Annotated in this window: 17 protein-coding genes and 1 pseudogene; 6 read left to right on the forward strand and 12 right to left on the reverse strand. The window is 63.0% G+C overall.

Features of this window, described 5'->3' with window-relative positions; translation table 11 throughout:
* The first annotated feature begins 114 nt into the window (after positions 1 to 114).
* A pseudogene (locus F7P65_RS22565) lies at positions 115 to 1483 on the forward strand (methyl-accepting chemotaxis protein).
* Positions 1484 to 1486: 3 nt separating this feature from the next.
* On the opposite strand, the gene F7P65_RS12665 reads toward F7P65_RS22565, so the two are convergent.
* From F7P65_RS12665 to F7P65_RS12695, 7 genes are all read right to left on the reverse strand, one after another.
* Positions 1487 to 2530, reverse strand: coding sequence for a hypothetical protein (locus F7P65_RS12665; protein ID WP_150292222.1), 1044 nt, complete (start codon positions 2528 to 2530; stop codon positions 1487 to 1489).
* Positions 2531 to 2623: 93 nt separating this feature from the next.
* Positions 2624 to 3040 carry a GFA family protein gene (locus F7P65_RS12670; RefSeq protein ID WP_150292224.1) on the reverse strand — a complete coding sequence of 139 codons (417 nt, stop codon included), beginning with the start codon at positions 3038 to 3040 and terminating at the stop codon, positions 2624 to 2626.
* A gap of 3 nt (positions 3041 to 3043) precedes the next feature.
* The gene (locus F7P65_RS12675; protein WP_150292415.1) at positions 3044 to 3889 is read right to left on the reverse strand and encodes an AAA family ATPase; all 846 of its coding nucleotides are present in this window, start codon (positions 3887 to 3889) and stop codon (positions 3044 to 3046) included.
* An 80-nt stretch (positions 3890 to 3969) separates the two neighbouring features.
* Entirely contained in the window at positions 3970 to 4650 is a 681-nt protein-coding gene (locus tag F7P65_RS12680; protein WP_150292226.1) for a DUF6975 family protein, read from the reverse strand.
* 138 nt (positions 4651 to 4788) lie between these two features.
* The gene (gene rpoD, locus F7P65_RS12685) at positions 4789 to 6834 is read right to left on the reverse strand and encodes an RNA polymerase sigma factor RpoD (protein ID WP_150292228.1); all 2046 of its coding nucleotides are present in this window, start codon (positions 6832 to 6834) and stop codon (positions 4789 to 4791) included.
* 69 nt (positions 6835 to 6903) lie between these two features.
* Positions 6904 to 8808, reverse strand: a complete 1905-nt coding sequence (gene dnaG / locus F7P65_RS12690) for a DNA primase (RefSeq protein ID WP_150292230.1) — start codon at positions 8806 to 8808, stop codon at positions 6904 to 6906.
* Positions 8809 to 8820: 12 nt separating this feature from the next.
* Positions 8821 to 9273: a GatB/YqeY domain-containing protein gene (locus tag F7P65_RS12695; RefSeq protein WP_150292232.1), complete on the reverse strand. Its 453-nt coding sequence runs from the start codon at positions 9271 to 9273 to the stop codon at positions 8821 to 8823.
* 152 nt (positions 9274 to 9425) lie between these two features.
* Here F7P65_RS12695 and carA point away from each other — a divergent pair, with 152 nt between their 5' ends.
* The 5 genes from carA to F7P65_RS12720 all read left to right on the forward strand — a co-directional run bounded on the left by carA (position 9426) and on the right by F7P65_RS12720 (position 15571).
* Complete coding sequence (gene carA / locus F7P65_RS12700) at positions 9426 to 10586, forward strand: glutamine-hydrolyzing carbamoyl-phosphate synthase small subunit (protein WP_150292235.1); 1161 nt, start codon at positions 9426 to 9428, stop codon at positions 10584 to 10586.
* The gene (locus F7P65_RS12705) at positions 10583 to 10951 is read left to right on the forward strand and encodes a ribonuclease E inhibitor RraB (RefSeq protein ID WP_150292236.1); all 369 of its coding nucleotides are present in this window, start codon (positions 10583 to 10585) and stop codon (positions 10949 to 10951) included. The genes carA and F7P65_RS12705 overlap by 4 nt, the downstream gene beginning before the upstream one ends.
* A 59-nt stretch (positions 10952 to 11010) precedes the next feature.
* On the forward strand, positions 11011 to 14346 hold the full coding sequence (carB, locus tag F7P65_RS12710; protein WP_150292238.1) for a carbamoyl-phosphate synthase large subunit: 3336 nt from the start codon (positions 11011 to 11013) through the stop codon (positions 14344 to 14346).
* An 81-nt stretch (positions 14347 to 14427) separates the two neighbouring features.
* A complete protein-coding gene (greA, locus tag F7P65_RS12715) occupies positions 14428 to 14904 on the forward strand; it encodes a transcription elongation factor GreA (protein WP_150292240.1) in 477 nt (158 codons plus the stop codon).
* 7 nt (positions 14905 to 14911) lie between these two features.
* Positions 14912 to 15571, forward strand: a complete 660-nt coding sequence (locus F7P65_RS12720) for a rhomboid family intramembrane serine protease (RefSeq protein WP_150292242.1) — start codon at positions 14912 to 14914, stop codon at positions 15569 to 15571.
* A gap of 36 nt (positions 15572 to 15607) precedes the next feature.
* Here F7P65_RS12720 and F7P65_RS12725 read toward each other — a convergent pair whose 3' ends face one another.
* From F7P65_RS12725 to F7P65_RS12745, 5 genes are all read right to left on the reverse strand, one after another.
* Entirely contained in the window at positions 15608 to 15832 is a 225-nt protein-coding gene (locus tag F7P65_RS12725) for a DUF4170 domain-containing protein (RefSeq protein WP_150292244.1), read from the reverse strand.
* Between the two features lie 105 nt (positions 15833 to 15937).
* Complete coding sequence (locus F7P65_RS12730) at positions 15938 to 16579, reverse strand: hypothetical protein (RefSeq protein WP_150292246.1); 642 nt, start codon at positions 16577 to 16579, stop codon at positions 15938 to 15940.
* A complete protein-coding gene (locus F7P65_RS12735; RefSeq protein ID WP_150292248.1) occupies positions 16572 to 16895 on the reverse strand; it encodes a hypothetical protein in 324 nt (107 codons plus the stop codon). Before F7P65_RS12735 ends, F7P65_RS12730 begins: the two co-directional genes overlap by 8 nt.
* Positions 16892 to 17248: a hypothetical protein gene (locus F7P65_RS12740; RefSeq protein ID WP_240334283.1), complete on the reverse strand. Its 357-nt coding sequence runs from the start codon at positions 17246 to 17248 to the stop codon at positions 16892 to 16894. Before F7P65_RS12740 ends, F7P65_RS12735 begins: the two co-directional genes overlap by 4 nt.
* 55 nt (positions 17249 to 17303) lie before the next feature.
* Entirely contained in the window at positions 17304 to 17909 is a 606-nt protein-coding gene (locus tag F7P65_RS12745) for a hypothetical protein (RefSeq protein WP_150292250.1), read from the reverse strand.
* Between the last annotated feature and the right edge of the window lie 23 nt (positions 17910 to 17932).

Raw genomic sequence — 17932 nt, forward strand, 5'->3', positions numbered from 1 at the left:
CAGCTTCGAAAGCGATGCAAGGCGGTTCGATGCCGCATCGTTGGCGGAATGATAAATGTTGCAATGCATCGTTAATAGGGCAGTATCCCAACGGGCGAACTTGGCGGGGCGATATTGGAAAACGGGGATTTATTGACCGATCTGGGAGACCGATCCGGCGATATTGCGCTGCAATGCAGCGAGACTGCGGGTTTCCTTGGCGAACTGACCCGCCGGATTCAGGCCGATTCCATGCGCCTGGGCGAATTGCAGTCGAATATGGAGGCGCTGGCGGTCAGTCAGAATGAAAGCGTTCTCGCCGCTCAGGAACTCAGCCTCACCGCCCGCCGCGCGGGCAAGATCATCGCCGAAGGGCATGATGCGATCACCCTTTCGCTGGGGCAGGTCACTGAACTGATCGATAATGTCACCGGGTTGGAAGGCCATTTGCGGCAGTTTCTCAATGTCATCGAAACGGTGGGCGGCATTTCGGAAGAATTGGGCGCTATAGCGCGCCAGACGCGCCTGCTTGGCGTCAATGCGGCGATCGAAGCGGCGCGGGGCGGCGCAGCGACGCAGGGCTTCGCGGTCGTTGCCGATGAAATCCGCCGCCTTGCCGGGCAGGCCGGTGAATCCACGGCATCTGTTGGCGACAAGCTGGGCCAACTCGACCGCGACGCCCGCCAGCTCATAGGCGGCGTCGAAGCCAATATCGCGCGGGGCCGCGATGTCGGCGCCCATATCGATACACTGCGCGTCAGCATGGCTCCTCGTGACCCAGTTCGGGGACCGGTCCGACACGATCGTCACGTGCACGGACGAAGCCGACGGCGATATCGCCGCGTTGCGGCAGGGATTGTCGCGCTTTGGCCAATCGTCGAGAGAAAGCGCCGCCCGCGTCGAAAATGCCCGGAACCAGCTTGACCGGCTGGAGGGCCTGGCGAACGAGATGCTCAATACCGCTGCGCATGGCGGTCATGTCACTCGCAACAGCCATTATATCGCCATGGCTGAGGACGGCGCCGAGGAAATCACGGCGCTGATTGAAACCGCGCTGGAAGAGCAGCGGCTCGACATGGCCCATTTGTTCGACGCCGCCTATCGCCCGCTTCGGGGGACGGAGCCGGTGCAATATGAAAATGACTTTACCGCCTTTGCCGACCGTCATGTGCAGCCTTTGCTCGACCGGCACACGGCGCAGGATAACGCGGTCGTCGGCTGCTGCCTGGTCGACATGAACGGCTATCTGCCCACCCATATCAGCGCGCGCAGCCAGCCGCAGCGCCCCGGCCAGCCGCGCTGGAACATGGAAAATGCCCGCAACCGCCAGATTTTCATGGACGGCCAGACTCGCCAGGCACTGGATGGAAAAGGGGATTTCTTCCTCTTCACCTATCGGCAGGATCTGGGGGAGGGCCGGTATCGGGCATTGCGCAGCGTATTCGTACCCCTCATCATTCGCGGGCGGCGCTGGGGACTGTATGAGGTCGGTTATCTGATCTGAGGATCAGCGGGCCTTTCCATCCCCGTTGCGCAGCGTCACCTCCCCATTGGCGGCGAAGGCGACAACCGCCCCTGCCCGCGCGGTCTGGGGGTCCTTGCCATCCAATATCTCCGCGATCTGGCGTGCGCTCGGCACCTTGTCATAGATGCCGAAAATGTCGGTCTGGCCGACCGAATGGATGGAAAGCTGATAGCCTGCACCCGTTTTTGCCGGATCGAAGGCGAGCACCGTGCCGGCATCGTCCACCGGAACGATGGTCGCGCCGTCCTTCACCCCGGCCTGTTGCAGCATCTCATAATGGCCGCTCGCCGTATCCACGCGGCCCCGAATGCAGAGCGGCGCGCTGCCCTCACGCGGCATTGCGATGTCGACGGGCGTCGCGGCCGCCGGGCCTGTCATCCGCGCATCGATACCGTCAGCCGCCGGGCAGGAGGCAAAGTCCGCAGGGCGGGTCGCATGGATGCTCGACGCATCATCGAAGCGCAGGTCCGACAGCATGCCGTCCAGCCCCGCCAGCACTTCCGCGCGCCGTTCCGTCGGACCCGTCACGCGCAGTTTCACCATCCACCGGCCCGCATGGACGAAGGCCGCCGCCGTCGTCAGCGCGCCGTCGGCCGCATCGTCATACACCGCCCGAAGCGCGCTATTGGCATGGCCCGCCGTCGCCACGCTGGCATAGGCGGTCCGATGCGTCTTGGTCCCGAAGCGCGCCATGATCGCCTTGTCGGTCATATAGGCTGCCAGCGATGCATCGGCATAGCTTGGCATATAGATGTACAGCGTTGCCTGGATCGCGCCGTCATCCGACAGATATTGCGCATAATTGTCGATGCCGCTGCCGCCATGGGACACTTCGCCGCTTTTGGACAGCGACAGTCCCGCCACCGTCTGCGGCAGGGCAATGCCTGCGGCATCGGCGCGCAGGGCAGTGGCGGTCGGCGTCCAGGCTTCCCGTTCCTCCGCCGCATGCGTCAGCGCAGGCGTCGTGAGAGCCAGCGCGGCAGACCAGAGAGACGCCCGCAGGAGAGAGGGGGCACGCTTCGGCATTGGCATCCTTCCCAAATTCAAACCGTCTTTGCGCGGTTTTGAATGTCAGAAAGGAAAGTTGAGCCGAAATGCGGGCCCCAGGCAAGCGGGCTTTTACGCGACCGGTGGAATTTGCGCCGGATAATGGGGCAGGTTCGGGTCCAGATGCGCCCAATCGGGCGCCGCATCGGTCCAGATGACGGCTTGCGGCCCCAGCAGGTCGGGATCGTCCAGCGCCCCGGCCCGAATGAAGGTCGTCAGGTGCGGCCGCGATTCGGCCAGGCTGAACAGCGGTGTCCCGCATTGCGGGCAGAAACCGCGCCGCATGGCGTTGCCGCTGTCGGCGACGTTCTCATGCCAGCGGACTTCCCCCGTCGTCGTCACCTTGTCGGATGGGAAGCAGACATTCACGGTGCCCGATCCGCCGCCCAGATATTGGCAGAGCCGGCACCAGCACATGCGGGCGGCCATCGGTTCGGCGTCGATGCCGATCCGCACCTGGCCGCACAGACATCCTGCCCCATGGGCCATGGGTCAGCGTCCCTGCCTGCGCGCAATGAAGGCGAGCCGTTCGAACATCATGATATCCTGCTCATTCTTGAGCAGCGCGCCGTGCAGCGGCGGGATCGCCTTGGTCGGATCGCGATCCTGCAACACGTCCAGCGGCATATCCTCGGCCAGGATCAGCTTCAGCCAATCGAGCAGTTCGCTGGTCGAAGGTTTCTTCTTCAGGCCCGGCACGTCCCGAATCTCATAGAAAATCTCCAGCGCCCGGTTGACCAATATCTTCTGAATGCCCGGGAAATGCACATCGATAATGGCCTGCATCGTCTCCCGGTCGGGAAATTTGATATAGTGGAAGAAGCAGCGGCGCAGGAAAGCGTCGGGCAGGTCCTTCTCATTATTGGAGGTGATGACGACCACCGGCCGTTCCTTCGCCGCGACCGTCTCGCCCGTTTCATAGACGTGGAAGGCCATGCGGTCGAGTTCCTGCAACAGGTCGTTGGGAAATTCGATATCGGCCTTGTCGATCTCGTCGATCAGCAGGACGGGCAGGGTGGGGGAGGCGAAGGCCTCCCACAGCTTGCCCTTGCGGATATAATTGCCGATCTCGTGAACGCGCGGATCGCCCAACTGGCCGTCGCGGAGCCGGGCCACGGCATCATATTCATACAGGCCCTGATGCGCCTTGGTCGTGGACTTGACGTTCCATTCGATCAGCGGGGCATCCAGCGCCTTGGCGATTTCCTGCGCCAATACGGTCTTGCCGGTGCCCGGCTCACCCTTCACCAGCAGGGGACGGCGGAGCAGCACCGCGGCGTTGACGGCCACCTTCAGATCGTCGGTGGCGACATAATCCTGTGTACCTTCAAACCGCATATGCTTCATCACTCATCCTGTCTGCACTGGAGCCGACTATGGCAAAGCAGGGGAGGGGAGCAAGCCTTTATGCGGGGGAATTACTTCCGGCCGGTGCGGATTCGGGCACGGGCCTGGAGGACGTCCCAAAGCCCGCGATGCTGGTGGAGCAACTGGCGGCCGCCGAACAAGATGGCGCGATCGATCGCATCGTCTCCGCCAATGGCCTGCGCCACTTCCAGCGTGGCGGCGCGATCCGGCAGGTCGCAGCCATGGGGTTCCAGCCCGACGCGGATCGCGGCAATATCCAGCACCTGACGCACCGCCCGCCAGTCCAGTACCAGCGCCATCGCCGCCCCCATGGCGCAACCGCGCCGGTCCGATTGGGCAAGCATGTCGAGCGCATGGCGCTGTTGGCTGACGACGGTTTCGCAATCGCTCTGACCGGCCGTGCTGGGGGCCGGGCCGACCGCGACGGTCACTTGCGTCAGATAGGCCCGCTCGCGTGCGAAGGCGTCCGCCGCCTGGATCAGCCATTCGCGCGCCGCATTATCTGCCGAGCGGGTGGCGGCATGGTCGATGACGCCCGGATGCCGGCCATGGAGCAGGCAGAGATAATAGGCCGCATCGGCCAGATCGGGCAGGGTCAGCGTTGCATTGGGTCCGAAACTGGCGCGCGCGCCGCCGGCATGGCCATGGCCTGCCGTGCCGTCCGCGCTCACGACGGCGTCCAGAATCTGCGATACGTCGCCAAATTGATAGCGCTGTGCTGCTTCGCTCATCTTCATCCCCTGCGCCCCGGTGCTGGCGGAGCCTCAACGGAAGCGACCCTAGGGAGTCGAGGTAAAAGAGGAGTTTACGCCCGTAAAAAAGGCGGCCCGAAAGCCGCCTTTTTGGATCATTTTGCCGCGCTTGGGCCTCTATTGGTCGAGGAAGCTGCGCATCTTGCGGCTGCGGCTGGGGTGCTTCAGCTTGCGCAGCGCCTTCGCCTCGATCTGGCGAATGCGTTCGCGGGTCACGCTGAACTGCTGGCCCACTTCCTCCAGCGTATGGTCGGTATTCATGCCGATGCCGAAGCGCATGCGCAGCACGCGCTCCTCGCGCGGCGTCAGCGAAGCCAGAACGCGGGTCACGGTTTCCTTGAGGTTCGCCTGGATCGCAGCGTCCACCGGGATGATCGCATTCTTGTCTTCGATGAAATCGCCCAGATGCGAATCCTCCTCGTCGCCGATCGGCGTTTCGAGGGAGATCGGCTCCTTGGCGATCTTCATCACCTTGCGCACCTTCTCCAGCGGCATGGACAGGCGCTCGGCCATCTCCTCCGGCGTCGGTTCCCGGCCCTGCTCATGCAGGAACTGGCGGCTGGTGCGGACCAGCTTGTTGATGGTCTCGATCATATGGACCGGGATGCGGATGGTCCGCGCCTGATCCGCGATCGAACGGGTGATCGCCTGCCTGATCCACCAGGTGGCATAAGTGCTGAACTTGTAGCCCCGGCGATATTCGAACTTATCGACCGCCTTCATCAGGCCGATATTGCCTTCCTGAATAAGATCAAGGAATTGCAGGCCACGGTTCGTATATTTTTTAGCGATGGAAATCACGAGGCGCAGATTCGCTTCGACCATTTCCTTCTTGGCGATGCGCGCCTCACGCTCGCCCTTCTGCACCATGTTCACGATGCGGCGGAATTCACTCAAGGACATGCCGGTCGCCTGCGCGATCTCGCTGACTTCCGTGCGGATACGCTCCACCGCGCGTCCTTCGGCAGCGGCAAAGGCGGCCCATTTCTTGTCCAGCCCCGACACCTTGTCGATCCAGCCATCGTCCAGTTCGTGATTCACATAGCGGTCGAGGAAATCCTTCCGGCTGACCTTATGCCGCTCGGCCAGACGCAGCATCTGCCCGCCCAGCGCGGTCAGGCGCCGGTTATAGGCATAAAGCTGATCGACCAGATATTCGATCTTCTGCTGATGGAACTGGACGCTTTCGACCTCGGCGGTCAACTGCTCGCGCAGTTCCTGATAGTCGTCCTCGTCCTTCTGGCTCAGCGTCTCGCCGATCGCCATGGCGATCATGCGCGCTGCCTGGGCGTTGGAGAAGGCACGGAAAATTTCGGTGATGGTCGCGAATTTCTCCAGAGCCATCGGCTTCAGAGTCTCTTCCATCTGCGCGAGGGAGAGGGTGTTGTCCTCCTCTTCCTCTTCTTCCGCCCGGCGAGCGCGGCGTTCGGTCAGGCCGTCCTCATCCTCATCGGAATCGGCGGATTCCTCCTCCGGCTCTTCCTCTTCCTTGAAGCTGGGGCCGGCGGTCTTTTCGCTGATTTCGCCATCGTCATCTTCGGCGCCCTCTTCCAGATTTTCCGGAGCCGGGTCCTTGGACAGCATCGCGTCGAGGTCGAGGATCTCACGCAGCTGCATCTCGCCATTGTTCAGCGCGGTCGACCATTCGATGATCGCATTGAACGTCGTCGGGCTTTCGCACAGCCCCAGGATCATGGTGTCGCGACCGGCCTCGATCCGCTTGGCGATGGCGATTTCGCCCTCGCGGCTGAGCAGTTCCACCGCGCCCATTTCGCGCAGATACATGCGCACCGGGTCGTCGGTGCGATCGACGGTCTCTTTCTTCTTTTCGGCGACGGGACGCGGCGAACCGTCATCCTCGGCGCTATCGTCCGAATTGTCGTCGTCGCTGTCGTCGCGCTGATCCTCGCCGTCCTCGCCGGCTTCCTCATTCTCGACGATGTTCACGCCCATCTCGTTGAGCGCGGACATGATGTCCTCGATCTGCTCGGAGGACATCTGGTCCTGCGGCAGCGCGTCGTTCAACTCGTCATAGGTGATGTAGCCGCGCTTCTTGGCGCGTGCGATCAGCTTCTTGACCGAAGCTTCGTTCAGATCCAGCAGTGGTGCATCGCCAGTATCCGCATCCTCGCCCGCACCCTTGCTGTTCGCCTTGCTCGCCATTTATTCGCCTTAACTCCGTCGCCCTTTGACAGGGCGATCAATCAGACCCACCGATCCCGATGGATCGAATCACACAATATCTTCGGTCTGCGCCAGTTCCGCCAGGCGGCGATCATGATCCAGCTTCAACTGCCGGACCCTTTGCTGCTCGGCAAAGCTGTCCTCGTTGAGATCATCACTCGCCCGCCGGGTGGCTTCCGCCAACGCCGCCTCCAACTCCGGTCCTTGCGCCATCACCCGAATGGCCTCGTCCAGATCGCGCTGCACGCGATCCGAGTCGGCCTTACTTCCATGGGGGGTGAATGTGAACGTGTCGGCCCGGAGCATCCCCTTTGCCATATTATACACTTCACCTTGCCCCAATATGGTAAGGAGGCCATCACTTTCAACTGTTTCTTTGCCGAACGATGCCGCGATCATCACGTTCAGCAATTCCGCCAGAGCGGCATCGCCGATACGAAGCCCGGACAGCATTTCCCGGTGCAGCGCAATCTGTTCGGGATAGCGCAGCAGACTGGCCAGAACGGCCCGCAGGAGGCGTTGTTCCATGCCGCTTGCGCCGATGGCCCGCGCCTCGTTCCCGGCGGGCGGAATCGGCGGCTTCCAATTGCCCTTCCTGTCCCGCTGCCAGCCCGGGCGGGCGCCGCCGCCCCGCTGTTGCCGGGCCTGTCCGCCGAAAGCGGGGCGGGCGAAAAACAGCGCGTCATAACGCTCGCGGAAAGCATGGACATAATGCGCCCGCACATCGGGATGGCCGATGGCGTCGGTGATCGCCGAAAGCCTTTGTTTGAGCGCGGCTTTCTGCTCTGGCGTGTCGAGCGGGGCGGCCGCCTGCTCATATTTCCAGAGCCGGTCGACCAGAGGCTCGGCTGCGCCCAGCACGGCCTCCATCGCCGCAGGCCCCTCGGCGCGGATCAGGTCGTCCGGGTCCTGCCCGCCCGGCAGCGTCGCGAAGGCAAGGCTCATTCCCGGCCGCAGCAGGGGGAGGGCGCGGGTCGCGGCCCGGATCGCCGCCTTCTGCCCGGCCGAGTCGCCGTCGAAGCACAGGATCGGCACATCGGCCATTTTCCACAGCCGCTCGATCTGATGCTCGGTCAGCGCCGTTCCCAGCGGTGCTACCGCTTCGGCAAACCCCGCCTGCGCGAGCGCGATCACGTCCATATAGCCTTCGACGACGATGATCCGCCCGGCCTGGCGGCTGGCAGGCGAGGCCCGGTCGATATTGTAAAGCGTCCGCCCCTTGTCGAAGAGCGGCGTATCGGGCGAATTCAGATATTTGGGTTCGCCCGCGCCCAGAATGCGCCCGCCGAACGCGATGACGCGCCCGCGAATATCCCGGATCGGCAGCATCAAACGGCCCCGGAAGCGGTCATAGCTGTCGCGCTTCTTGCTTTTATCGCCGTCCGGCTCGGCGCCATCGGGATCGATCAGCAGGCCGACCTCGATCAGCAGGGATTCGCCCAAGTCCTTGAGCGCCGTCTTGAGCCGCCCGCGTCCATCGGGGGAAAAGCCGAAGCCGAAGCTTTTCACGGTCGCCGCGCTCATACCCCGTTTCTGGAGATAGGCACGCGCCTCAGCGCCCTCGATCCCGCCAAGCTGCTCTTCGAAAAAGCCCTGCGCCGCCGTCATGACATCGTGCAGGCCCCTGGCCTGTTCCTGCCGCTTCGCTGCGCGGGGATCGGGGGCGGGAACCTCCATCCCCGCCGTCTGGGCCAGTTCCTTCACGGCCTCCATGAAGGGCAGGCCGCGCTGATCGGTCATCCAGCGGATCGCGTCGCCATGCGCTCCGCAGCCGAAACAATGGTAAAAGCCCTTTTCATCATTGATGGTGAAGCTGGGCGTCTTCTCATTATGGAAGGGGCAGCAGGCCTTATATTCGCGGCCGGCCTTCTGAACCTTCACCGTCCGCCCGATCAGCGTCGACAGCGACGTTCGCGCCCGTAGCTCATCGAGAAAGGCTGGGGATAGGCTCATACGCTCCTGATCTCAGGCAAGCGCCGCCTTCACCAGCCCACTGGCCTTGCTCATGTCGATCACGGAGCCGTGGCGCTCCTTCAACACCGCCATGACCTTGCCCATATCCTTGACGCTTGCCGCGCCGACCTCCGCCTTGATGCCTTCGATCGCGGCCTTCGTCTCATCCTCGCTCAACTGCTGCGGCAGGAAGCCGTCGATCACGTCCAGTTCGGCCTGCTCCTTCGCGGCGAGTTCATCGCGTCCGCCATTTTTGAACATCTCGATGGATTCGCGGCGCTGCTTCACCATCTTCTGAAGCACTTCGACCACGATCACATCATCGTCCGGCACAGTGGAGGCCGTGCGCAGTTCGATATCCCGATCCTTCAGCTTCGCCAGGATCAGCCGTACGGCGGCCAGACGATCCTTCTCCCCGGCTTTCATGGCTTCGACCTGGGCATTCTTGATCTGGTCGCGAATCATGCGAATGAATCCTGTTTCTCGGGAAAGGATCAGATATAACGCCAAAAGAGATTTTTAACAGGAGTTGACCGCGCGGCCTCACAAGCATAGGTGACCGGCCGTTTAACCCGCTCCAGACGGGTTCCCGCAAAAGCATAAAGGACGACACGACCATGGCTGACGCCAAGACCCTCATTGTGCCCAAAGGAGCGACAGGGGTCGTGGTTTTTGCCGATGGCTCCGCGGTATTCGGTCGCGGCTTCGGCGCTGTCGGCGATGCGGTGGGTGAGCTGTGCTTCAACACGGCGATGACCGGCTATCAGGAAGTGATGACCGACCCCAGCTATGCGGGCCAGATCGTCACCTTCACCTTCCCCCATATCGGCAATGTCGGCACCAACCTCGATGATGTGGAGGCCGACTTGCCCCACGCTCTGGGCTGCGTGGTGCGGCAGGACGTCACCGAGCCGAGCAATTTCCGTAATGTCGAACCCTTCGACCAGTGGATGAAGGAAAAGGGCCGCATCGGCCTGGCCGGTGTCGACACCCGCGCCCTGACCCGGATGATCCGCCTGAAGGGCGCGCCCAATGTCGTGATCGCCCATGATCCCGAAGGCCGGTTCGACCTCGAAGCGCTCGCCGCCAAGGCCGCCAGCTGGCCGGGCCTCGAAGGCATGGACCTCGCCATCGAAGTGTCGGGCGCGGAACGCCTCTGGAATGACGGCGTGTGGAAGCTCGGCCATGGCTACGGCCTCGACGAAGCCGGCGAAGAACGCCCCCATGTCGTTGCCATCGACTATGGTGCAAAGAACAATATCTTCCGTAATCTGGTGAAGGCGGGCGCCCGCGTCACCGTGTTGCCTGCCACCGCGACCTTCGAGCAGGTGATGGAGCAGCAGCCCGACGGCGTGTTCCTCTCCAACGGCCCCGGCGATCCGGCCGCGACCGGCGAATATGCCGTGCCCGTGATCCAGAAGGTCCTCGAAGCCGACAAGCCGATCTTCGGCATCTGCCTTGGCCACCAGATGCTGGCGATTGCCGCCGGCGCGAAGACCATCAAGATGCATCAGGGCCATCGCGGCGCCAACCACCCGGTCAAGCGCCTGTCCGACGGTCTGGTCGAGATCACCTCGATGAACCACGGCTTCGCGGTCGACGCCGATACGCTGCCCGCCAATGTGAAGTCGACCCATGTGTCGCTCTTCGACGGCAGCAACTGCGGCATCGAACTGACCGATAAAAAGGCCTTCTCGGTCCAGTATCACCCCGAAGCCTCGCCCGGCCCGCAGGACAGCTTCTACTTGTTCCAGCGCTTCGTCGAGGGGCTTAAGTGAGCCTCAACCTGCCCCCGGTTGACGAAGCCCGCCTCGCCGCAGAGTGGGAGGCGGACAAGTCCGTCCTCGCCAATCTCGCTGCCAATGGCGATGTGGCCCGCATCGCGCGGCCGGTCGACGTCAGCTTCAAGGGCAGCGAGAAGGATTTCGAGCGTGTCCTCACCATCGCCAGCCAGTTCGGTTTCGTCGAACTGGACCGCGAAGAGGATGAGGACGGCGACCTGTTCCTCTTCCTCGAATGCGTGCAGCCGGTCGACGAACAGTCGATCCGCGCTCTGACGAAGAAGTGCCTCCAGATCGAAATCCTCTGCGGCGTCGAATATGACGGCTGGGGTTGCGAGGCCCAATCCGGACAAGTGCATTGACCGTCATTTTCCAAATTGTGCGCGCCAGCGCCTTCCACCGTTAAACCAGAGGCCGAATAATGCCCAAGCGCACCGACATCTCCTCCATCCTCATCATCGGCGCTGGCCCGATCATCATCGGCCAGGCTTGCGAGTTCGACTATTCGGGCACGCAGGCGGTGAAGGCGCTCAAGGAAGAGGGCTATCGCATCATCCTGGTGAATTCCAACCCGGCCACCATCATGACCGATCCGGAATTTGCCGACGCGACCTATGTCGAGCCGATCACGCCCGAAATCGTGGCGAAGATCATCGAGAAGGAACGCCCCGACGCGGTGCTGCCGACCATGGGCGGTCAGACGGCGCTCAACACGGCGCTGGCGCTCTTCAATGACGGCACGCTCGACAAGTTCGGCGTCAAGATGATCGGCGCCGACGCCGCCGCCATCGACAAGGCCGAGGATCGCTTGAAGTTCCGCGACGCGATGGACAAGATCGGTCTGGAATCCGCCCGCTCGCGCATCGCCCACACGATGGAAGAGGCGATGGAGGCGCTGGAGTTCACCGGCCTGCCGTCCATCATCCGCCCCAGCTTCACGCTCGGCGGCACCGGCGGCGGCGTTGCTTACAACAAGGAGGAGTTCAAGCGGATCGTCGGCGAAGGCCTCGACGCTTCGCCGACCACCGAAGTGCTGATCGAGGAATCGCTGCTCGGCTGGAAAGAATATGAGATGGAGGTCGTGCGCGACCGCAACGACAACGCCATCATCATCTGCTCGATCGAAAATGTTGACCCGATGGGCGTCCATACCGGCGACTCCATCACCGTCGCGCCCGCGCTGACCCTGACCGACAAGGAATATCAGATCATGCGCAACGCGAGCATCGCGGTGCTGCGTGAAATCGGCGTGGAAACAGGCGGTTCGAACGTGCAGTTCGCAGTCAATCCGAAGGATGGCCGCCTGATCGTCATCGAGATGAACCCGCGCGTCTCCCGTTCCTCGGCGCTGGCGTCGAAGGCGACCGGCTTCCCCATCGCCAAGGTCGCGGCGAAGCTGGCCGTCGGCTACACGCTGGACGAGATCGAGAATGACATTACCGGCGCGACCCCGGCGTCGTTCGAACCGACCATCGACTATGTCGTGACCAAGATCCCGCGCTTCGCCTTCGAGAAATTCAAGGGGAGCGAGCCGCTGCTTGGCACCGCGATGAAGTCGGTGGGCGAGGTGATGGCCATCGGCCGCAATATCCATGAATCGATGCAGAAGGCGCTGCGCGGTCTGGAAACCGGCCTGTGCGGCTTCAACGAGGTCGATCATCTGGAAGGTGCGCCCAAGGACGACATCGTCGCTGCGCTCGCCCAGCCGACTCCGGATCGCCTGCTGGTCGCGGCGCAGGCTCTGCGCGAAGGGCTGAGCGTCGCGGAAATCCACAGCATCGCCAAATTCGATCCCTGGTTCCTGGAGCGAATCAAGGAAATCATCGACGCCGAAGACGAAATCCTGAGCAACGGCCTGCCGCAGGATGCGGACGGCATGCGCCGCCTCAAGGCCATGGGTTTCGCGGACAAGCGCCTTGCCTATCTGGCCCTCAAGTCCGCCAATCTGCGCGGCATGGAACGCGGCATCGCCCGCAGTTCGGGCCTGATCCACGATGCGGTCAAGGCCATGACCGGCGGCGTGACCGAGGACGAGGTGCGCAGCCTGCGGCACAAGCTGGGTGTGCGGCCGGTGTTCAAGCGCATCGACACCTGCGCTGCCGAGTTCGAGGCGAAGACGCCCTATATGTACTCGACCTATGAAGCGCCGATCTTCGGTGAGGCGGAGAATGAGGCGCAGCCCAGCGACCGGAAGAAGGTCGTGATCCTGGGTGGCGGTCCCAACCGCATCGGGCAGGGGATCGAGTTCGACTATTGCTGCGTCCACGCCTGCTTCGCATTGAGCGAGGCCGGTTATGAAACGATCATGGTCAACTGCAACCCGGAAACCGTGTCGACCGACTATGACACGTCCGACCGCCTCTATTTCGAGCCGCTGACCGCCGAGGACGTGCTCGAAATCCTGAGCGTCGAAATGTCGAACGGCACGCTGGCGGGCGTGATCGTCCAGTTTGGCGGCCAGACGCCGTTGAAGCTCGCACAGGCGCTGGAGGATGCGGGCATCCCGATCCTCGGTACCTCGCCCGACGCCATCGATCTGGCCGAGGACCGCGAGCGCTTCGCCGCGCTGATCGACAAGCTGAAGCTCAAGCAGCCCGCCAACGGCATCGCCCGCAGCCGCGAGGAAGCCATCGCCGTCGCCAACCGCATCGGCTATCCGGTACTGATGCGTCCGTCCTACGTCCTTGGCGGGCGCGCCATGGAGATTGTCGACGGTCAGGCGCAGTTGGAGGAATATATCGCCACCGCCGTTCAGGTGTCGGGCGACTCCCCGGTGCTGATCGACCAATATCTGCGCGATGCGACTGAGGTGGACGTGGACGCGCTCTGCGACGGCGACGATGTGGTCGTGGCGGGCGTGCTCCAGCATATCGAGGAAGCGGGCGTCCATTCGGGCGACAGCGCCTGTTCGTTGCCGCCGTACAGCCTGTCGGACGAGGTGATCGCAGAGATTGAGCGTCAAACCGATGTTCTCGCCCGCGCTTTGTCGGTGCGTGGCCTGATGAACATCCAGTACGCGGTCAAGGATGGTGTGGTTTACCTGATCGAGGTCAACCCCAGAGCCAGTCGCACCGTGCCCTTCGTCGCCAAGGCCATCGGCACGCCCATCGCCAAGATCGCATCGCGCGTGATGGCGGGCGAGAAGCTGAAGGACCTGCCGAAGATCGACCGCAACGCGATTTCGCATATCGCGGTCAAGGAAGCGGTCTTCCCCTTCGCGCGCTTCCCCGGCGTCGATCCGGTCCTTTCGCCCGAAATGAAGAGCACTGGCGAAGTCATGGGCATCGACAGCGATTTCGCGACCGCCTTCGCCAAGTCGCAGCTCGGCGCAGGCACGGTCTTGCCGAAATCGGGCACGACGTTCGTGTCGGTCAAGGACAGCGACAAGCCGGTGATCCTGCCCGCCGTGCAGAAGCTGGCCCGTCTCGGCTTCACCATCATCGCCACGGGCGGCACTGCGCGCTATCTGGAAGAGCAGGGCATTGCCGTTCAGCCGGTGAACAAGGTGGCGGAGGGACGTCCCCATATCGTGGACAAGATCACCGACGGCGACGTCGATCTGATCTTCAATACGACCGAGGGGTGGCAATCGCTCAAGGACAGCAAGGCGATCCGCACCAGCGCGCTCCGCGCCAAGGTCGCGAGCTTCACCACGGCGGCGGCCAGCCTTGCCGCGGCGGACGCGATCGAGGCTCTTCAGGGCCATGCCCTTGAAGTGCGGTCACTCCAGTCCTATTATCCCGTGTCGCAAGCCTGATCCCCTGCACAAGGAAGCATGCTGCGGGTGGCCCCATGGTCGGGGCCGCCAAAGGGAAGTTTTGACGAAGGATTTGCAATAATGGCGACCGTCGAAAAGATGCCGATGCTGCAGATGGGCTATGACAAGCTCAATGCGCAGCTCCGCGAATTGAAGGCCGAGCGGCCCTTGATCGTGGACGCCATCGAGGAAGCCCGCGCGCACGGCGATCTGTCGGAAAACGCGGAATATCACGCGGCCAAGGAACGTCAGGGCCAGGTCGAGGCCACCATCTCCGATCTGGAAGACAAGCTGTCGCGCGCCCAGATCATCGACCCGACCACGCTGTCGGGCGACAAGGTGGTGTTCGGCGCGACCGTCACCTTGCTCGATGAGGACGAAAAGCCGATCAGATATCAGATCGTAGGTCAGGCCGAGGCGGACGCCAAGGCGGGCATGATCAGCTATAACAGCCCGCTCGGCCGCGCGCTGATCGGCCGTCAGATCGGGGAAGAGGTCGAAGTGTCGGTGCCTTCGGGCGACAAATTCTACCTGATCGACAAGATCGATTTCATCTGATCGTCCCATGAAACTGCCTGCCGGGCGCATGACAAACGGGATCGCGGCGATCACTTTCGTCGCGTTCCTGCTGCTCACTCTGACAGGCCAGATCGACAATGCGGCGATCATGGCCGGCTTCATCCCGGCGCGGGTGGAGGACGGCACGCTGCTTGCGGGAATGGCCGCGGTCCCGGTTTGGCTGACGCCGATCACTTGCACGCTGGTTCATGCCAACTGGCTGCACATCGCCTTCAACCTGTTCATGTTCGTTTTTTGCGGACGGCAGGTGGAGCATGTGCTGGACAAGGGCGCGACGCTGGTCCTGTACGTGGCTGGCGCTTATGGCGCCACGGCCCTGCAATGGGCAATCGACCCCCATTCGCCCAATCCGATGGTCGGGGCGAGCGGGGCGATTTCCGCGATCATCGCGACGTATGCGCTGCTTTACAGTCAGCAGAATGTCCGGCGGATCGGGCCGCTTTCGGCCAGTCTGGTGCGTGCGCTATGGCTGGCGGCGAGCTGGATCGCGATCCAGCTCATGATCGGCGTCGCGACGGCGGGTGGTTTCGGCGATCTCGGCCAGATCGCCATCGCCGCGCATATCGGCGGTTTTTTGATGGGGCTGGCGCTGACGCGCCCGCTGCTTCGCTGGCGCTTCCGCAAGCGGTCCCAGCCCCTATCTTGAAATTTTGGCCTGAAACTTAAATTTTTGGTCTGAAATTTACTGGGCCGGCGGCAGTTCGGGTTCGAGTAGCCGGTGCAGATGCACGATCACATACCGCATCTCCGCGTCGTCGACCGTGCGCTGCGCCGCGCCACGCCACGCATTTTCGGCGGAAGCATAGTCGGGGAAAACGCCGACCAGTTCGATCGAGTTCAGGTCCTCGAATTCCAGCGTCTGGGGGTTTTTGACGCGACCACCCATCACAAGGTGCAGCTTGCTCATGGTATCTTATGTTCTCCTGTTCGGTGAACGGGAACATTAGCAGGCTGCCCACGCCCATCCAAGGGCGCAGGCAGCCATATTGGCATGCTTTTGATGACGAGGCGATTACGCTTTGGGCAACCGCGCCTTCAGGGCTTCACCGAGCGCGTCGATTTTACCTGCCACAAGAGTGACGGCGTCCTCCGCCAGACGGGATGCCTTTCCGCCGAGATCCGCCGATACCGCCGCATTCTTTGCGGAGGAAGCGGCGTCCTTCGCGCCTTCGCTGGCATTGTGCAGCATCTCGCCCGCACCGGCTTTCAGATTTTCCGCGCCGGTTTTCAGATTTTCCGCGCCTTCTGCCGCCGCTGTGCGGGCGGCGAGAGCGGCTTCCATCATCTTGGCGCTGGCGGTTGTGGCAAAGCTCGGCAGGGCCCTCATCGCCTTGCGGCTCTTGGGAAACATCCACGCGATGACGGCGCCTGCGGCCACGGCGCCCGCGATGGCGGCGACCGGATGCTCCTGAACGATCTCATTGGCGCGCGCAGCGACGCGCTGGGTCCGGTCGCGCGCATCGGTATAGGCTGCGCTGGCCTTGTCCAGGGCCTTGTCCCGTGCGTCGCCAGCCCGATCACGGCTGGCCTGGATCAATTCGCCGGCGCTTTCCCGGGCGCGGTCCGTGGTGTCGCGGAACATGCCGGTCGCATTTTCCGCCATGTCAGTCGCCGCGTCGCGAGCGCGGGTGATTTGCGAGCGGATATCAGCCATGTTCAATCTCCGAAATCTCTTCTGTGCGGTTGCTTATTCGAACGTATAGTCGCCGGAAAAGTGCCCCAATAGGGCGACGCATCGCATAAATGGCCAAAGCGCTCACTGCTGCTGCCGTTGCGGCGGGCCGTTGCCGGACTTTCGCCGCCGCATAAGCTGCGCCGTCCAGAACGGTTTCACTGATCTTGTCCTTCGCGTCCTGCTTCAGCCGCGCCGGAGTGACCCGCGCCTTGCTTGTCTGAACGGCGGACAGGAACGCGGCCTTGCGGTCCTCCGCCCGCAGTTTCGCGGTGTGATAGGCGTCTTCCCGGTTCATGATGTGACCGCCTTCTTCATCCGGTCAATTCGTCCTCTCGCGAGCAGCAGCAATATCAGGGCCAAAATCACCCCGCCGCCGAAGACGATGCAGGTCGCCCAGCCTGTGCCGACGAGCGGCGACAGCACCAGTATGACGCCCACCAGACAGGCGACCAGACTGGCAAAGACCAGAACGATTCCGACCGCGCCCAGGATCAAAGCGTCGCGGATTCCCGCCCCGACCAGTCCGGCGCGCAGCTTCTGCCGCTCAACCTCCGCTTCGGCATAAGCGCGCCCGTCTGTATAAAGGCGTGTCAGGACATCCCGGACGGACTCATCCTGCCCTTCGAACTGCATCGGCTCTTGCGTCAAGATTTCCTCCCGCCCGCTGCCGGGGCTTCGCCTTCAACCGTTGAGGAGGATGTGGTCATGCGTCTTCGTCTGACCCCTTGGCCAGGCGCATCAGCACGAAGCCAACCACCGCGGCCGCGCCGATTGCCACGGCTGGACTTTTGCGCACGAAATCGCGAGCCTCGTTCATCAGCTGGTCGACATCCTTGCTGTCCAGCGTCTTGGCGGCGCCAGCTACCGATTCGGCTGCCTGCCGGGCATAATCGCCATATTGCGGGCCGAGTTTGGCATCGACCGTGCCCGCCGTGTCGGAAATCAGCTTGGACAGGCTCTGCATCGCCGAACCGGTCTTGTCCTTGGCGACGCCGGCGGCGGACTTGGCAGTCTTGCCGGCCTGTTCCTTGAGAGGATCGACATGCGCCTTCCAATCGACGGCGTTCAGCTTGTCCACAGCGGACTTCGCCGCTTTTTCGGCCTGCGCCTTCAACGGTGCGATCTGTGCGGTCCAGCCGTGCGCTGCGGCGCCGTTTCCGGGCTTGCTTGCCTTATGCGTAGCGGCGGTCTTGACCGGTTCGGCCTCGACCAGCGAGGGGGATGCGGTCTGTGCCTGGTCCGCGGGCGAATTTGGAGCGCTGGCTTTTCTGGCGCGCTTGACGGGCGGGGTTTCCGGGGTGTCGGCCATTGTCCTTGGTCTCCCTTTTGAAA

Origin of the sequence: Sphingobium estronivorans (genome assembly GCF_008692605.1) — a bacterium.
Classification (GTDB): Bacteria; Pseudomonadota; Alphaproteobacteria; order Sphingomonadales; family Sphingomonadaceae; genus Sphingobium; species Sphingobium estronivorans.

Excerpts from the sequence above, each read along its gene's own strand:
- F7P65_RS12665 (WP_150292222.1), bottom strand. The coding sequence starts at position 2,530 with ATGCCGAAGCGTGCCCCCTCTCTCCTGCGGGCGTCTCTCTGGTCTGCC.
- F7P65_RS12670 (WP_150292224.1), bottom strand. The coding sequence starts at position 3,040 with ATGGCCCATGGGGCAGGATGTCTGTGCGGCCAGGTGCGGATCGGCATC.
- F7P65_RS12675 (WP_150292415.1), bottom strand. The coding sequence starts at position 3,889 with ATGCGGTTTGAAGGTACACAGGATTATGTCGCCACCGACGATCTGAAG.
- F7P65_RS12680 (WP_150292226.1), bottom strand. The coding sequence starts at position 4,650 with ATGAGCGAAGCAGCACAGCGCTATCAATTTGGCGACGTATCGCAGATT.
- rpoD (WP_150292228.1), bottom strand. The coding sequence starts at position 6,834 with ATGGCGAGCAAGGCGAACAGCAAGGGTGCGGGCGAGGATGCGGATACT.
- dnaG (WP_150292230.1), bottom strand. The coding sequence starts at position 8,808 with ATGAGCCTATCCCCAGCCTTTCTCGATGAGCTACGGGCGCGAACGTCG.
- F7P65_RS12695 (WP_150292232.1), bottom strand. The coding sequence starts at position 9,273 with ATGATTCGCGACCAGATCAAGAATGCCCAGGTCGAAGCCATGAAAGCC.
- carA (WP_150292235.1), top strand. The coding sequence starts at position 9,426 with ATGGCTGACGCCAAGACCCTCATTGTGCCCAAAGGAGCGACAGGGGTC.
- carB (WP_150292238.1), top strand. The coding sequence starts at position 11,011 with ATGCCCAAGCGCACCGACATCTCCTCCATCCTCATCATCGGCGCTGGC.
- greA (WP_150292240.1), top strand. The coding sequence starts at position 14,428 with ATGGCGACCGTCGAAAAGATGCCGATGCTGCAGATGGGCTATGACAAG.
- F7P65_RS12720 (WP_150292242.1), top strand. The coding sequence starts at position 14,912 with ATGAAACTGCCTGCCGGGCGCATGACAAACGGGATCGCGGCGATCACT.
- F7P65_RS12725 (WP_150292244.1), bottom strand. The coding sequence starts at position 15,832 with ATGAGCAAGCTGCACCTTGTGATGGGTGGTCGCGTCAAAAACCCCCAG.
- F7P65_RS12730 (WP_150292246.1), bottom strand. The coding sequence starts at position 16,579 with ATGGCTGATATCCGCTCGCAAATCACCCGCGCTCGCGACGCGGCGACT.
- F7P65_RS12735 (WP_150292248.1), bottom strand. The coding sequence starts at position 16,895 with ATGAACCGGGAAGACGCCTATCACACCGCGAAACTGCGGGCGGAGGAC.
- F7P65_RS12745 (WP_150292250.1), bottom strand. The coding sequence starts at position 17,909 with ATGGCCGACACCCCGGAAACCCCGCCCGTCAAGCGCGCCAGAAAAGCC.